Below are 14997 nucleotides of genomic sequence, written 5' to 3' on the forward strand. Positions count from 1 at the left end.
TGCAGCGCGATCGAGATGCCGAAGGTCGCCAGAAGCGTCTCAAGCGGCCTTGTGTAGAGGTGCCGGATCACCAGCCGCTCCATCGCCACGCCCGCGCCAAAGGCCACGGCAAAGGCCAAGGGCAGGGCGACGATCAGGCTGACGGTGTAATCAGGGATTATCGTCTGCACGACATAGCCCGTATAGGCGCCCATCATGATGAACTCGCCATGCGCCATGTTGATCACCCGCATCACGCCGAAGGTGATCGCCAGCCCGATGGCCGCGAGGAAAAAGATCGAGGCCAAGGACAGCGCATCAAGCGAAATGGCGAGCCATTGAAACAGCGTCAGCCGCGTGGAGGTTTGGTCAAGCGCTGCCCGTGCCGCATCGGTCAAGGCCGCGTCGGGTTCGAGATAGGCCTCGAAGAACACGTGTTGGGCAAGCGTCCGGTCGATCTCGGCCTCGCCCACCAAGGGTGACAGCAGCCCTTGGGCCACAAGCGCGTCATAGGCCTCTTGCCGGGTGGCGGGGTCTGACATGCGGTGCGTGGGCAGCCCACCCACCATCCCGTCGGCCACATGCGCCAAAAGCCCGTCGCGGATGCTGTTGCGCTCGGCACGCGCGGGCGCAAGGCCAGCCGCCACCAGACGGTCATAGGCTTCGTGACGGGTCAGATCCTCGCCGGGGATGAGAACGCGCGCGATATTGCGATCTTGCGGCAGGCTTTGGCCAAGGCCCGGCTCGGTCGCGAGGATCTGGTTCAGAACCCGCCGCGCTTCGGTCGAGACATCGCCGGAAAGCCCCTCGATCGCCGCAATCCGCGTAGCGATATCGGCTGCGAAACGCGCATTCAGCAGATCCAGCAGGCGTTCCTTGCGGATGCGGATATCGGCATCGGGCTCATCGGGGATCGCGCTTTCCAGAAGCGGGATCTGCTCGGCATCGGGGCTGCGCCCGATCGCCTCCAGCGCTGAAAGCCTGCGGGCCGGGTCGGGGGCGGACAACTCGAAGCGGACCAGTGCCGCCCCGATCTCGCGGCGGACGCCCGCATTGGGGCGGATCGCGGTCACATCGCGGCTGCCGACGCGGGCGGTTTCAACCCCGCTGTCCACATCGATCAGGGCCAGTTGGCGGCCCTCCACCTCGGTTGCGTAGTAGAAAATGCCTGTGGCCGGGTCTTGGACAACAGCGCGCTCTTGCCAGTTGCGCAAGAAATCCGAGGTGCCGGGGGCATCGGCGGCCTGCAAGGCGGTCAGAACCTGCCCCACACTGGCGCGCGATGGGTTGGCGACCTCGGCCTGATTGGCCTGCAGCACATCTTGCAGCGGGGTCTCGGCGGCCAGCGGTGCGGCCAGCGCAAGCGCCAGAAGCAGGGGCAGGAGGCGCGCGAAAATCGACATGTGGGAAAGCCTTGTCAGTCGGATCATGGGGATGCGCGACATGTGCCGCGCATCCCCGCTAGGGATCAGTAGTTCGAGGTCAGCTGAACACAGGTCGAGGTCGCGGTGTCATACATCCCGCATTCCAGCGTTTCCCAATCCGAGGTCAGCGTGGCGCTTTCGGTCAGGAAGGGGGTCCATGCCTCACCCGGCACTTCGGTGGTCTGGCTGATGATGTCGAACTGACCATCGGCGCGGATTTCCCCGATCAACACCGGCTTTGCGAGATGATGATTGGGCAGCATCACCGAGGTGCCGCCGGTCAGGTTCGGGAACTCCTGCCCCCACATCGCCGCGCGCACCGCGTCGACATCGGTGGTGCCTGCTTCGGTCACGGCGTTCACCCACATGTTGAAGCCGATGTAATGGGCTTCCATTGGGTCGTTGGTCGGCCGTGCGGTGTCACCGATGAAAGCGTGCCATGCTTCGATGAAGGATTCGTTCTCGGGGGTGTCTGCCGACATGAAGTAGTTCCATGCCGCGAGGTGACCGACCAGCCGCGAGGTATCGAGGCCAGACAACTCTTCCTCGCCGACCGAGAACGCGACGACCGGAATGTCATCGGCGCTGACGCCTTGTGCGGCCAGTTCGGTGTAGAAGCCGATATTGGCGTCACCATTGATGGTCGAGATCACGCCGACCTGCTCGCCACCCGCACCCAGAGCGACAACGTCCGACACGATGGTCGACCAGTCGCTATGACCGAAGGGGGTGTAGTTGACGAAGATATCTTCTGCCGCGATGCCCTTGCTCAGCAGATAGGCCTCGAGAATGGCGTTGGTTGTGCGCGGGTAGACGTAGTCGGTTCCCAGAAGCGCGAAGCTGGTGACGCCAAGCTCTTCAAGGAAGTAATCGACTGCCGGGATCGCCTGTTGGTTCGGCGCAGCACCGGTGTAGAACACATTGCGCGAGCTTTCCTGCCCTTCATACTGCACCGGGTAGAACATCAGGCCGTTGAGTTCTTCGAGAACCGGCAGAACCGATTTGCGGCTGACCGATGTCCATGCGCCGAAGATCACATCGACTTCGCTGACAGTCAGCAATTCGCGCGCGCGCTCGGCGAAGAGCGGCCAGTCGGATGCCGGGTCGACGACGACCGACTCGATCTGGCAACCCAAAAGCCCACCGGCGGCGTTTTGCTGCTCGATCAGCATCAGCATCACATCGCGCAAGGTAGTTTCCGAGATTGCCATGCTGCCCGAAAGCGAATGCAGCACGCCCACCTTGATGGGGCAATCGGCCAAGGCCGGGGTCGAGAGCAACACCAACGCCGTGGCTGATGCGAGGAGAGGTTTGAAAGCCATGATACGCAGTTTCCTTGGGTCACGCTGCGCGTCGCGGGTGCGAAGTCTTGCATTTGCAAGTGTTTCGCGCCATCTGGATCGGGCAGCAGTTCATGTTGTGACTGCCCGGCTGTTTCTTTCTTGCAGGATTGGCGCAGCCGGGCGGTGTTCGCGCTGAGTCGATCCCAGCGCTGACGACTTGTCCATCTGCCGTATTTTCAGGCAAGACGAAGGGGCCAGTTCGCGGGGCATGATCCGTGCAGGCTCAACTTCCGTGCAGCTTTAATGCGCGGTTGCAGCATTTCTGCTCAATTATCTTGCGCCTTGTGTCTCCGGCTGGCCGAGCGATCCTTGTTTTCATCATTTTGACGGAATCACCACGCCGTGGATTGGTCTTCGCTGTGGCGCAGAAAATCATCGGGGTGCGCGGCAACTCGCCTCGTTTGCCGCGCTGTTGTGGCTGTAGACCTTCGCCCGTTTGTGTACTATTGCATACCAAACCTTGAGCCCGTGGGGATTACCATGACCGATCAGTCGAATGCCGATATCATCATCACCAATGTCGACGAGGCGCCCGAACTTGCCTCGGCCTCGCTTTTGCCGATCGTCCGTAGCTTTGCCGCCGCCGCAGGCGTCAGCATCGGCACGCGCGATATTTCGCTGGCCGGTCGCATTCTCGCGGCTTTCCCTGAGTATTTGCAGGAAGATCAGCGCATCACGGATGATCTCGCCATCCTTGGCGATCTGGTCAAGACGCCCGGCGCGAATGTCGTCAAGCTTCCCAATATCTCCGCATCCGTTCCCCAACTTGTCGCCGCGATCCAGGAGTTGCAGGGCCAAGGTTACGCCGTGCCCGATTTTCCCGAAGCACCGAGCAGCGATGCCGAGAAAGCCGTGCGGGCCAAGTATGATGCGATCAAGGGTTCGGCTGTGAACCCGGTGCTGCGTGAAGGAAACTCCGACCGCCGCGCGGCCAAGGCCGTCAAAGCCTATGCACAGGCCAATCCGCACCGGATGGGCGATTGGTCGGCCGACAGCAAGACCCGCGTCGCCTCCATGCCCGATGGCGATTTCCGCTCGAATGAGTCATCGGCGACACTCGCAAAAGCCGCGACCGCCAAGATCGTGCTCAAGACCGCCGATGGCACCACCCAAGTGCTGAAGGATGGCGTAAGCTACCCCGCAGGCACGGTCGTGGATGCGACCTTCATGAGCGCGGCCGCCTTGCAAAAGTTCCTCGCCGCTGAGATTGACCGCACCAAGGCCGAGGGGGTGCTGTTCTCGCTGCATCTTAAGGCCACGATGATGAAGGTCTCGGACCCGATCATCTTCGGCCACGGCGTGCGCGCATATCTGGCCCCCGTCTTTGCCGAATTCGGTGACAAGATGGCGGCCCTTGGTGTGAACCCCAATTCGGGCTTGGGTGACATGCTGGAGCGGGTCAAAGGCGACGCGCAGATCGTGGCGGCGATCGACGCCTGCATGGCATCGCGCCCGCCGCTTTACATGGTCGATAGCGACCGGGGCATCACCAACCTGCATGTGCCGTCCGATGTGATCATCGACGCCTCGATGCCTGCGCTGATCCGCGCGGGCGGCAAGGGCTGGGGCCCCGACGGGCGCGAGCATGATGCGGTCTGCGCCATTCCCGACAAATCCTACGCTGCCGTTTATGACGAGACGATCAAGTTCTTCAAAGAAAACGGCAAGCTGAACCCCGCCACCGCCGGTACGGTGCAAAATATCGGCCTGATGGCCCAAAAGGCCGAGGAATACGGCAGCCACCCCACTACCTTCGAAATCGCGCAGGCCGGCGTGGTGCAGATGATCCTCGACGATGGGAGCGTGCTGCATGAGCATGCGGTGGAGGCCGGCGATATCTGGCGCTCTGCCTCGACCCGCAAGGCCCCGATCGAGGATTGGGTCAACCTCGCCATCGACCGCCAGCGCGCCGAAGGCTGCCGGGCGATCTTCTGGCTCGACGAGACCCGCGCTCATGATGCCGAGCTGATCGCCTATCTTAAGCCGATCCTAGCGGCCAAGGGTGTGGCGCATCTGTTCGAGATCATGGCCCCGCGCGAGGCGACCCGCGCCAGCTTCGAGACGATCACCGAAGGCAAGACCTGCATCGCGATCACCGGCAACGTGCTGCGCGACTACCTGACCGACCTCTTCCCGATCCTGGAACTGGCGACCTCGGCCAAGATGCTGTCCATCGTCAAGCTGATGCAGGGCGGCGGGCTGTTCGAGACCGGGGCCGGCGGATCGGCCCCCAAGCATGTGCAACAGCTTCAGGCCGAGAATCACCTGCGTTGGGACAGTTTGGGCGAATTCTGCGCGCTAGGGGAAAGCTTCAAGTTCCTGGCCGATATGAAGGGCAACGGAAAGGCGCGGGTTCTGGGCAATGCCATCGATGCGGCGACCCAAGGCGTGTTGGATCACGACCGCAGCCCGGGCCGCAAAGCCGGTGAGCCGGACAACCGCGACAGCCATTATTGGTTCGCCCGCTACTGGGCCGAGGCGTTGGCCGCCCAAGGCGACGATGCCGATCTGGCGGCCCATTTCGCCCCCATCGCCAAGGCGATGGCCGAGAAAGAGGCCGCGATCTTGGCCGAACTTCACGCAGCGCGCGGCCAAGCTGTGGATACGGGTGGCTACTATCACAACGATCCGGCCAAGACCGCCGCGATCATGCGCCCCTCGGCCACGATGAACGCGATCATCGGCTGAGGCGGACCGCGGCAGATACGACAAAAGCCCCAGCCTTGGCTGGGGCTTTTTCGTCGGCGCGCGGTGCAAGATCAGCGCTGCGGCAGCGCGATCACCAACCCGTCATGACCGATGTCGAGATCGCCTTGCCAGCTTTTGCGCACCGCTTCGTGCCAATCCGTCGGGCCAAAAGCCGTATCATCAGCCGGGACAAGGTGATGCAGCACCAAGCGCCCGACACCGGCTTTGGTCGCGATCAGGCCTGCCTCGGCGGCGGTGCTATGGCTGGCGTTGATATGCCGGCGCAGTTTCTCGCCGCCATTGCTGCGCGCGACCAGCGCATCGACGCCCGCGGGCAACAGCGCCTCATGGACCAGCACATCGGCACCGCGCGCGAAATCGGCAAGAGGGGGAAAGAATCGCGTATCGGCCGAAAATACAACAGATGGACCGGCCTCGAAGCGGAGCGCGAAGCAATCGGTGACAGGCGGGTGTTCCACCCGCAGCGCGCTGATGCGAATCCCGCCCTCATCAAGCACGATGCCCGGCCCGTATTCGATGATCTGCACCAGATCAACGAGCGGTATCCGTCCCTCGTCGCGCACGCGGATATCGCAGTCAAAGGCCAGTGATGCCAAGAATCCATCCCAAAGGGCTTGCGTCCCCGCTGGCCCGTAGATGGTCAGCTGTTCCTTGAGGCCAGTGGTCCATGCCGTATGCACCAGAGCGCCTAATTCAAGCACATGGTCGGAATGCAGATGGGTGATGAAGATCAGCGATAACCGGCGCAGATCAAGACCCGCATTGACCGCAGACCGCGTCACCCCAAGCCCGCAATCCACAATGATGGGTTTGCCTTGCAGCCATAACAAGCTTGCCGTCGGCATCGGCCCGCCGGGGCGCACCGCGGGCCCGCCCTTGGTGCCAAGCAAGATCAGCCGATCGTGTTCCATGCGGACCCTCCAAGTTCAATGAACATGCAACACGCGCTGCTGCGCAGGGCAAGCCAATCTTGCAGGGTATCACGGCTGACGCATGGGGGATTTGGTGGAGCCTAGGGGGATCGAACCCCTGACCTCTTGCATGCCATGCAAGCGCTCTCCCAGCTGAGCTAAGGCCCCATTTTCAAGGGACTTGGTCCCTTCCGAGTGGTCGGCGGTGTAAGCGAGGGCGGTATCGGGTGCAAGGGAAAAATCACTGATTTCCCGGCACGGTTTTACCGCCCTCGGTGGATGTCAGACCGACGCGCGGCGCGCGGCGATATCAGTCGTCGTCGCTGGGGCTGGCGACATCGGCAAGGTCGTCAAGTGCGACCGTATCGCCGTCATCGTCATCGTCCAGCACATCATCATCATCGATTTCGACATCTGCATCATCATCAAGCTCGATGTCATCATCGAGCACCAGATCATCATCCTCTTCGGTGACGACCTCCTTCGCGACCTTTTTGTCGGCTTTGCTGGCGACAAGGCCACGCCCCGGCTTGGCGGCGTCGAGATCGACAACCTCACCGGTGTAGGGGCTGATAATGGGCTTGCGGTTCAGATCGTAGAACCGTTTGCCGGTCGTGGGACAGACGCGTTTGACGCCCCATTCCTCTTTGGGCATGAAACCCCCTTCAAAGAAGTCTTCGGTATCGCTGGATGCGGTCCTCTGCCATAGTAGCGTGATGCTGTAAACCCCGTATGGTAGGCTGCCGCCACCGCTTGCTAAGGACCGCTGATCCGGTGACGACGAAACGCCCCTCGACCCATGTTCTGCCCGGCGATCCGCCGGTCGAAATCGCGCTGAAGAGATCGACGCGGGCGACGCGGTTCAGCTTGCGCGTTTCGCGTGCCGATGGCCGCGTCAGCCTGTCTTTGCCGATATGGGCCCCGGAGGGTGAGGCCTTGGCCTTCTTGCGCGACCGCGAGGCATGGTTGCGGGGGCATCTGGCGAATGCCGCGCCATCTCGGCATGCGAGAATCGGCGCATGGGTGCCGATCTGTGGCACCCCGCGCGAGGTTATCGCGGCGGCCACGCGCGCAACCCGTTTCCGTGATGGCCGCATCGAGGTGCCCGATGGCCCCCGCGCAGGCCCGAGGATTCGTGCATTGCTGGGTGCCTTGGCGCGCGAGCGACTGACAGAGGCGGTTGAACGCCACGCCGCCGCCTTGGGGCGCAAGCCCCAGCGCATCACCTTGCGCGATCCGCGCAGCCGCTGGGGTAGCTGCTCGTCCAAGGGCGATCTGATGTTTTCTTGGCGGCTGATCATGGCGCCGCCCGCCGTGCTCGATTACGTCGCCGCCCATGAGGTGGCGCATCTGGTCGAGATGAACCATTCCGCCGCCTTCTGGCGGGTCTGTGCGCGGCTGAGGCCTGATTACGACGCCCACCGCGCCTGGCTACGCCAGCATGGTGCCTCGCTATTGGCGTGGCGGTTCGAAACCGCGCAGGAGGAGCCGTGATGCAGATGAACCCGCGCCCGACCGAGACCGGGGCAGCGGTGGCCCATGACAGGGTCTATCGCGCGCTGCGTTCGCGCATCATGCATGGCGAGGTGGGACCGGGCCAGGCCATGACGCTGCGCGGTCTGGGGGCGGAATTCGGCGTCTCGATGACGCCCGCGCGCGAGGCGGTCCGCCGGCTGGTCAGCGAAGGGGCGTTGTTTCTGTCAAGCTCGGGGCGGGTGTCCACGCCAGAATTGTCGAACGAGCGGATCGAGGAACTGGCCGCTTTGCGTGCGCTGCTTGAGCCCGAGCTTGCCACCCGCGCCTTGCCACGCGCGCATCCAGCGCTGATCGAGCGGATGGAGGCGATCAACGCCACCATCGGCCAAGCCATCGCCCGGCGCGATGCGGTGGCCTATATCCGGCGCAACCTCGAGTTTCACCGCACGCTCTATCTCCGCGCGCAGGCGCCCGCGATGCTGGCGCTGACGGAAACCGTTTGGCTACAGCTTGGTCCCACCATGCGGGCGCTTTACGGGCGGCTGAACCGGACCGAACTGCCGCAGCATCACCGGCTGATCGTGGCAGCACTCAAGGCGGGTGATGAGCCGGGGCTGCGGCTGGCGGTCAGGGCGGATGTGACGCAAGGGCTGCGGCTCTTGGCGGGGTAGCGCCGGGGGCTCTGCCCCCGGACCCCCGGAGTATTTGGAAAGCAAAGATGGAAAGTGCAGCCGCGCTCAGGCGTGGATCGCGCCATCGCCGCAGGCGAGTGCCGCCTCACGCACCGCTTCGGAATAGGTGGGGTGCGCGTGGCAGGTCATGGCGAGGTCTTGGGCGGATGCGCCGAATTCCATCGCAACGCAGATCTCATGGATCAGGTCGCCTGCCATCGGTCCGATGATATGGGCGCCGAGGATGCGGTCGGTATCCTTGTCGGCGAGGATTTTCACGAAACCCTCGCCCGCGAAATTCGCCTTGGCCCGGCCATTGCCCATGAAGGAGAACTTGCCGACCTTGTAGGCGCGGCCTTGATTTTTCAGGGTTTCTTCGGTTTCGCCGACATTGGCGACCTCGGGGTGGGTATAGATCACGCCGGGGATGACGCCGTAGTTCACATGGCCGTGGCGGCCCGCGACCACCTCGGCCACGGCCATGCCCTCATCCTCGGCTTTGTGGGCGAGCATGGGGCCAGTGATGGCGTCGCCGATGGCGTAGATGCCCTTGATATTGGTGGCGTAATGGCTGTCGGTGGCGATCTGGCCGCGGTCGGTCATGGTCACACCCAGCGCGTCGAGGCCGAGGCCGTCGGTATAGGGTTTGCGGCCCGTGGCGACGAGGACGGTATCGGCGTCGATCGTGTGGGTGCTGTCATCCTTGCGCAGCTTGTAGGTGACGCTGGCGCGGCCCTTGGCGGTCGCGACCGATTGCACGGCGGCGCCGAGCGTGAAGCCAAGCCCTTGTTTTGCAAGGATGCGCTGGAAATTCTTGGCGACCTCGGCATCCATTCCGGGCGTGATGTGGTCGAGGAATTCGATCACCTGCACCTCGGCGCCGAGGCGGGCATAGACCGAGCCAAGCTCGAGGCCGATGACGCCTGCGCCGATCACGATCAGTTTCTTGGGGATCTTGCCAAGCGCCAGCGCGCCTTCGGAGGTCACGACGATTTTTTCGTCGATGGCGATGCCGGGCAGGGTGGAGGGGGTGGAACCTGTTGCGATGATTATGTTTTTCGCCTCATGGATGTCGTCACCCACCTTGACCTTGCCCGCTTCGGGGATGGAGCCCCAGCCCTTGAGCCAGTCGATCTTGTTCTTTTTGAACAGAAATTCGATGCCCTTGGTGTTCTGGCCGATCACGTCATCCTTGTAGGCGAGCATCTGTTTCCAATCGACCGATGGCGCCTTTCCGACCAGCCCCATTTTCGCGAAATTATGTTCCGCTTCATGGAGTTGGTGGGATGCGTGCAGCAGCGCCTTGGAGGGGATGCAGCCGATATTGAGGCAGGTACCGCCCAAGGTCTCGCGTCCTTCGACGACGGCGGTTTTCAGGCCGAGCTGCGCGCAGCGGATGGCGCAGACATAGCCGCCGGGGCCGGAACCGATGATGATGACGTCATAGCTGGACATGGTGTCCTCCTGTCGAAGTTCAGGCGATTTGGCCTGTCGGTATTGCGTCGTTTTCCCGTAGTGTTTGCGTAGCTACACCGATCCTTGCGGTGCGCCGGTCATGCGCCGCCGCCAAAGAGCGCTGCAAGTAGCATCACGAGAGTGGCCAGAAAGCCCACGGCCCAGATCAGGCTGCGCCATGGCACCAGCCCTTGGGCATAGGCGGGGATGAACAGGACGCGCGAGATCAAATAGGCATGCGCGCAGACCTCGGTCAGCGCGCTTGAGCGGCCCGAGAGGGTGACGACCACGACCGCGATGCCAAAGAGGATCAGCCCCTCGAAATGGTTGTTCATCGCACGTTGCAGGCGACCCGCCATACCCGTCAATTCGATTTTCTGGTCGCGCGGCCCCATGGCAGCCTTGGCCCCGGCCTGCGCATTGCCCGCGACGGAATAAAGCCCGATCTGCACATATTGCAGGAGGGCGGCGAGGGCGAGGATGTAAAGCTCGGTGGTCATGGGGGGCTCTCGGGGTTGCCGGGCTGAAGCCCGGCCTATGGTGCGGGAAGGTCGGTAGGCCGGGCTTCAGCCCGGCCTGTGGCGATCACAGATCCATCAACAACCGGCGGGGATCTTCCAGCGCCTCTTTCACCCGGACGAGGAAGGTCACGGCACCTTTGCCGTCGACGATCCGGTGATCGTAGCTGAGTGCGAGATACATCATCGGGCGGATCACCACCTGACCGTTGATCGCCATCGGGCGATCTTGGATCTTGTGCATGCCCAAGATGCCCGATTGCGGCGGGTTCAGGATGGGCGAGGACATGAGCGAGCCATAGACGCCACCATTCGAGATGGTGAAGGTGCCGCCCTGCATCTCGGCCATCGAGAGCTTGCCGTCACGTGCGCGGCGGCCTTTCTCGGCGATGGCCTTTTCGATCTCGGCGAAGGACATGGCATCGGCATCACGGATCACCGGCACGACAAGGCCGGTGGGGGTGCCGGCGGCCACGCCCATATGCACGAAGTTCTTGTAGACGATGTCGGTGCCGTCGATCTCGGCGTTCACTTCGGGCACTTCGCGCAGCGCGTGGATGCAGGCCTTGGTGAAGAAGGACATGAAGCCAAGCCGCACACCGTGCTTTTTCTCGAAGTCGTCCTTGTAGGTGTTGCGCAGTGCCATGACCTCGGTCATGTCGACCTCGTTATAGGTGGTCAGCATCGCGGCGGTATTCTGCGCGTCCTTGAGGCGGCGCGCGATGGTCTGGCGCAGGCGGGTCATTTTCACCCGCTCTTCGCGCGCTGCATCCTCGGCCGGGGAGGGGGCGCGCGGCGCGCTGGCCATCGGTGCGGGTGCTGCGGCTTGCGGGGCAGAGGCGGCCTTCATCACATCTTCCTTCATGATCCGACCATCGCGGCCGGTGCCTGTGATCTGAGCGGCGTCGATGCCTTTTTCAGCCATCATCTTTTGGGCCGAGGGGGCATGGGCAATATCTTTGCCCGCGCTGGTGGCGGCGGGGGCAGGTGCGGGTGCGGCGGCAGGGGCAGATGCCGCGGTCGCGACAGCGCCGCCGATCACGGCAAGCTTGCCCGCGGCCTGCACCGTGGTGCCTTCGGCGGCGATGATCTCGCTCAAGACACCGGCTGCGGGGCTTGGCACTTCGACCGAGACCTTGTCGGTTTCAAGCTCGCAGAGCATTTCATCTTGCGCGACGGTGTCGCCGACTTTCTTGAACCAAGTGGCAACCGTTGCCTCGGTCACGCTTTCGCCAAGCGTGGGGACCATGACGTCGACAGCGGCGCTGGCGGCGGCTTTGGCCGGGGCGGCAGAGGGGGCCGCAACGGCGGCGGCTGCACCTTCGCCCAGCGTGGCCAGAAGGGCGTTGACGCCCACGGTTTCACCCTCGGCCGCGACGATGGCGCCGAGGATGCCTGCGGCGGGGCTTGGCACCTCGACCGTGACCTTGTCGGTTTCCAACTCGCACAGCATTTCGTCGACTGCGACGGCCTCTCCGGGCTTTTTGAACCATGTGGCCACGGTGGCTTCGGTGACGCTTTCGCCCAAGGTGGGCACGCGAACTTCGATCGTCATGGTCTTTACCCTTCGATGGTCAGCGCGTCGTTCACGAGCGCGGTCTGTTGGGATTTATGCATGCTTGCCAGACCCGTGGCGGGTGAGGCGGAAGCCGCGCGGCCCACATAGCGTGGGCGGGTGTGCTTGGCGCCGATCCGTGTCAGCACCCATTCGATATTGGGTTCGACAAAGGACCAGGCGCCCTGGTTCTTGGGCTCTTCCTGGCACCAGATGATCTCGGCGCCCTTGAAGCGCTCAAGCTCTTTCATCAGCGAATGTGCCGGGAACGGATAGAATTGTTCCAGACGCAGCAGGTAGATGTCGGTCAGCCCGCGTGCATCGCGTTCTTCGAGAAGATCGTAATAGACCTTGCCCGAGCAGATCACGACGCGGCGGATCTTGCCATCCTTGGCCAGCACTGTGTCGGAATGGCCCTTTTCGGCGTCATCCCACAAGACGCGGTGGAAGGAGGAGCCGGTTGTGAAATCGGCCGCATCCGAAATCGCCAGCTTGTGGCGCAGAAGCGATTTGGGCGTCATCAGCACCAAGGGCTTGCGGAAACTGCGATGCAGTTGGCGGCGCAGGATGTGGAAATAGTTGGCGGGCGTGGTGCAGTTGGCGACGATCCAGTTATCTTCGGCGGACATCTGCAAGAAACGTTCGAGGCGCGCGCTGGAATGCTCGGGGCCCTGACCCTCGAAGCCGTGGGGGAGCAGCATGACGAGGCCCGACATGCGGAGCCATTTGCGTTCGCCAGACGAGATGAACTGGTCGAACATGATCTGCGCGCCATTGGCGAAATCGCCGAACTGCGCCTCCCACAGGGTCAGGGCGTTGGGTTCGGCAAGGCTGTAGCCGTATTCGAAGCCCAAGACCGCATATTCGGAGAGCGCGCTGTCGATCACCTCGAATTTCGCCTGCCCCTCGCGGACATTGTTGAGGGGGTAGTAGCGGTCTTCGCTGTTTTGATCGATCAGGCCAGAATGGCGCTGGGAGAATGTGCCGCGCGTGCTGTCCTGACCGGCAAGGCGGACGGGGTAGCCCTCGGTCAGGAGCGAGCCGAAGGCCAGCGCCTCGGCGGTGGCCCAATCAAAGCCGGTGCCGGTGGTCAGCATCTCTTGCTTGGCTTCCAGCCGGCGCGTGACGGTCTTGTGCAGGCTGACACCATCGGGTGCGACGCTGAGCGCGCGGCCCACCTCGGCCAGTGTTTCGGGCTTGATCGCGGTATCGCCGCGCTGATAGTCGGCGCCTTCGCGGTTCAGGTGCGACCAGCGGCCATCGAGCCAGTCGGCCTTGTTGGGTTTGTATTCCTTGCCGGCCTCGAACTCGGTGTTCAGGCGGGCTTGGAAGGCGGCCTTGGCATCCTCGATCTCGCCTTCGGGGATCAGGCCATCCTTGACCAGGCGCTCGGTATAAAGCTGCAGCGTGGTCTTATGGGTCTTGATGCGCTGATACATCACCGGGTTGGTGAACATCGGCTCATCGCCTTCGTTATGACCGAAGCGGCGGTAGCAGAAGATGTCGAGCACGACATCGCGGCCGAATTTCTGGCGGAACTCGGTCGCGACGCGAGCGGCGTGGACCACGGCCTCGGGGTCGTCGCCATTGACGTGGAAGATCGGCGCCTCGACCATCAAGGCGATATCGGTCGGGTAGGGCGAGGAGCGGCTGAAATGCGGCGCGGTGGTGAAGCCGATCTGGTTGTTGACCACGATATGCATCGTGCCGCCGGTGCGGTGGCCGCGGATGCCGGAAAGCTGGAAACCTTCGGCCACGATGCCTTGGCCCGCAAAGGCCGCGTCGCCGTGCAGCAAGATCGCCATGACCGAGCGGCGGTCGCTATCACCAAGCTGGTCTTGCTTGGCGCGGACTTTGCCCAAGACCACGGGGTTCACTGCCTCGAGATGCGAGGGGTTGGCGGTCAGCGACAGGTGGACGGTGTTGCCGTCGAATTCGCGGTCGCTTGATGCGCCGAGGTGGTATTTCACATCGCCCGAACCATCGACATCTTCGGGCTTGAAGCTGCCGCCCTGAAACTCGTTGAAGATCGCGCGGTAGGGCTTGCCCATCACATTGGCCAGAACCGACAGGCGGCCGCGGTGCGGCATGCCGATGACGATCTCTTTCAGACCCAGCGCGCCGCCGCGCTTGATGATCTGTTCCATCGCGGGGATCAGCGCTTCGCCGCCATCAAGGCCGAAGCGCTTGGTGCCCATGTATTTGACATGGAGGAACTTTTCGAAGCCCTCAGCCTCGACCAGCTTGTTCAGGATCGCCTTGCGTCCCTCGCGGGTAAAGGCGATTTCCTTGCCGTAGCCCTCGATCCGTTCTTTCAGCCAAGCGGCCTGTTCGGGGTCGGAGATGTGCATGTATTGCAGCGCGAAGGTGCCGCAATAGGTGCGCTTCACGATCTCGAGGATCTGGCGCATCGAGGCCATTTGCAGGCCCAGCACATTGTCGATGAAGATCGGGCGATCCATGTCGGCCTCGGTGAAGCCGTAGGATTTCGGATCAAGCTCGGGGTGCGGCGTGGTTTCGCGCATGCCCAACGGGTCGAGATCGGCCACCAGATGGCCACGGATGCGGTAGGCGCGGATGATCATCAGCGCGCGGATCGAGTCGAGCACCGCGCGCTGGATCTGCGCATCGGTGAGTTCTACGCCCTTGGCCTCGGCCTTGGCTTTGATCTTGTCGCCCGCGCCCTTGGCCTCGGCGGCGACAGGCCATTCGCCGGTCAGCGCGGCGGTCAGATCGTCGGATGGGGTGGGTGGCCAATCGCGGCGCGCCCAAGAGGGGCCTTGCGCCTCGGCGCGGGCATCGGCGGGGGTGTCGCCAAGGGCCACGAAAAAGGCGCGCCATGCCTCGTCGACCGCGCCCGGATCTTGGGCGTATTGCGCGTAAAGCTGTTCGAGATAGGCCGCGTTATGCCCCTGCATGAAGGAGGAGGCGTGGAACTGGTCGTTCGAGCTTTGGT

Annotated in this window: 11 protein-coding genes and 1 tRNA gene; 3 read left to right on the forward strand and 9 right to left on the reverse strand. The window is 63.2% G+C overall.

Going from position 1 to position 14997, the window contains the following annotated elements:
- On the reverse strand, window positions 1-1424 hold a 1424-nt coding region (locus ACTG4J_RS10105), incomplete at its 3' end, for an ABC transporter permease subunit (protein ID WP_439139202.1).
- 23 nt (window positions 1425-1447) lie between these two features.
- Window positions 1448-2725, reverse strand: coding sequence for an urea ABC transporter substrate-binding protein (gene urtA, locus ACTG4J_RS10110; RefSeq protein ID WP_439139204.1), 1278 nt, complete (start codon window positions 2723-2725; stop codon window positions 1448-1450).
- A gap of 501 nt (window positions 2726-3226) precedes the next feature.
- On the opposite strand from urtA, the gene ACTG4J_RS10115 reads away from it, so the two are divergent.
- Window positions 3227-5434, forward strand: coding sequence for an NADP-dependent isocitrate dehydrogenase (locus ACTG4J_RS10115; protein WP_439139206.1), 2208 nt, complete (start codon window positions 3227-3229; stop codon window positions 5432-5434).
- A gap of 71 nt (window positions 5435-5505) precedes the next feature.
- On the opposite strand, the gene ACTG4J_RS10120 is transcribed toward ACTG4J_RS10115, so the two are convergent.
- From ACTG4J_RS10120 to ACTG4J_RS10130, 3 genes are all read right to left on the reverse strand, one after another.
- On the reverse strand, window positions 5506-6366 hold the full coding sequence (locus tag ACTG4J_RS10120) for an MBL fold metallo-hydrolase (RefSeq protein ID WP_439139207.1): 861 nt from the start codon (window positions 6364-6366) through the stop codon (window positions 5506-5508).
- Window positions 6367-6458: 92 nt separating this feature from the next.
- Window positions 6459-6534 (reverse strand) — tRNA-Ala (locus tag ACTG4J_RS10125).
- A 142-nt stretch (window positions 6535-6676) separates the two neighbouring features.
- The gene (locus tag ACTG4J_RS10130; protein WP_439139209.1) at window positions 6677-7021 is read right to left on the reverse strand and encodes a TIGR02300 family protein; all 345 of its coding nucleotides are present in this window, start codon (window positions 7019-7021) and stop codon (window positions 6677-6679) included.
- A 119-nt stretch (window positions 7022-7140) separates the two neighbouring features.
- On the opposite strand from ACTG4J_RS10130, the gene ACTG4J_RS10135 reads away from it, so the two are divergent.
- Window positions 7141-7860, forward strand: coding sequence for a M48 family metallopeptidase (locus ACTG4J_RS10135; RefSeq protein WP_439139211.1), 720 nt, complete (start codon window positions 7141-7143; stop codon window positions 7858-7860).
- Window positions 7860-8513 (forward strand): GntR family transcriptional regulator, encoded by a 654-nt coding sequence (locus ACTG4J_RS10140; RefSeq protein WP_213685539.1) that lies wholly within the window; start codon window positions 7860-7862, stop codon window positions 8511-8513. Before ACTG4J_RS10135 ends, ACTG4J_RS10140 begins: the two co-directional genes overlap by 1 nt.
- A 66-nt stretch (window positions 8514-8579) precedes the next feature.
- On the opposite strand, the gene lpdA is transcribed toward ACTG4J_RS10140, so the two are convergent.
- From lpdA to ACTG4J_RS10160, 4 genes are all read right to left on the reverse strand, one after another.
- Window positions 8580-9968, reverse strand: coding sequence for a dihydrolipoyl dehydrogenase (lpdA, locus tag ACTG4J_RS10145; protein ID WP_439139212.1), 1389 nt, complete (start codon window positions 9966-9968; stop codon window positions 8580-8582).
- Between the two features lie 98 nt (window positions 9969-10066).
- The gene (locus ACTG4J_RS10150; RefSeq protein WP_439139214.1) at window positions 10067-10468 is read right to left on the reverse strand and encodes an MAPEG family protein; all 402 of its coding nucleotides are present in this window, start codon (window positions 10466-10468) and stop codon (window positions 10067-10069) included.
- 85 nt (window positions 10469-10553) lie between these two features.
- Entirely contained in the window at window positions 10554-12041 is a 1488-nt protein-coding gene (odhB, locus tag ACTG4J_RS10155; RefSeq protein WP_439139215.1) for a 2-oxoglutarate dehydrogenase complex dihydrolipoyllysine-residue succinyltransferase, read from the reverse strand.
- A gap of 5 nt (window positions 12042-12046) precedes the next feature.
- Window positions 12047-14997 (reverse strand): 2-oxoglutarate dehydrogenase E1 component (locus ACTG4J_RS10160; protein ID WP_439139216.1); only part of this gene is annotated, 2951 nt, incomplete at its 5' end.

The sequence above is a fragment of the Roseicyclus sp. genome, from assembly GCF_965662675.1.
GTDB lineage: Bacteria > Pseudomonadota > Alphaproteobacteria > Rhodobacterales > Rhodobacteraceae > Roseicyclus.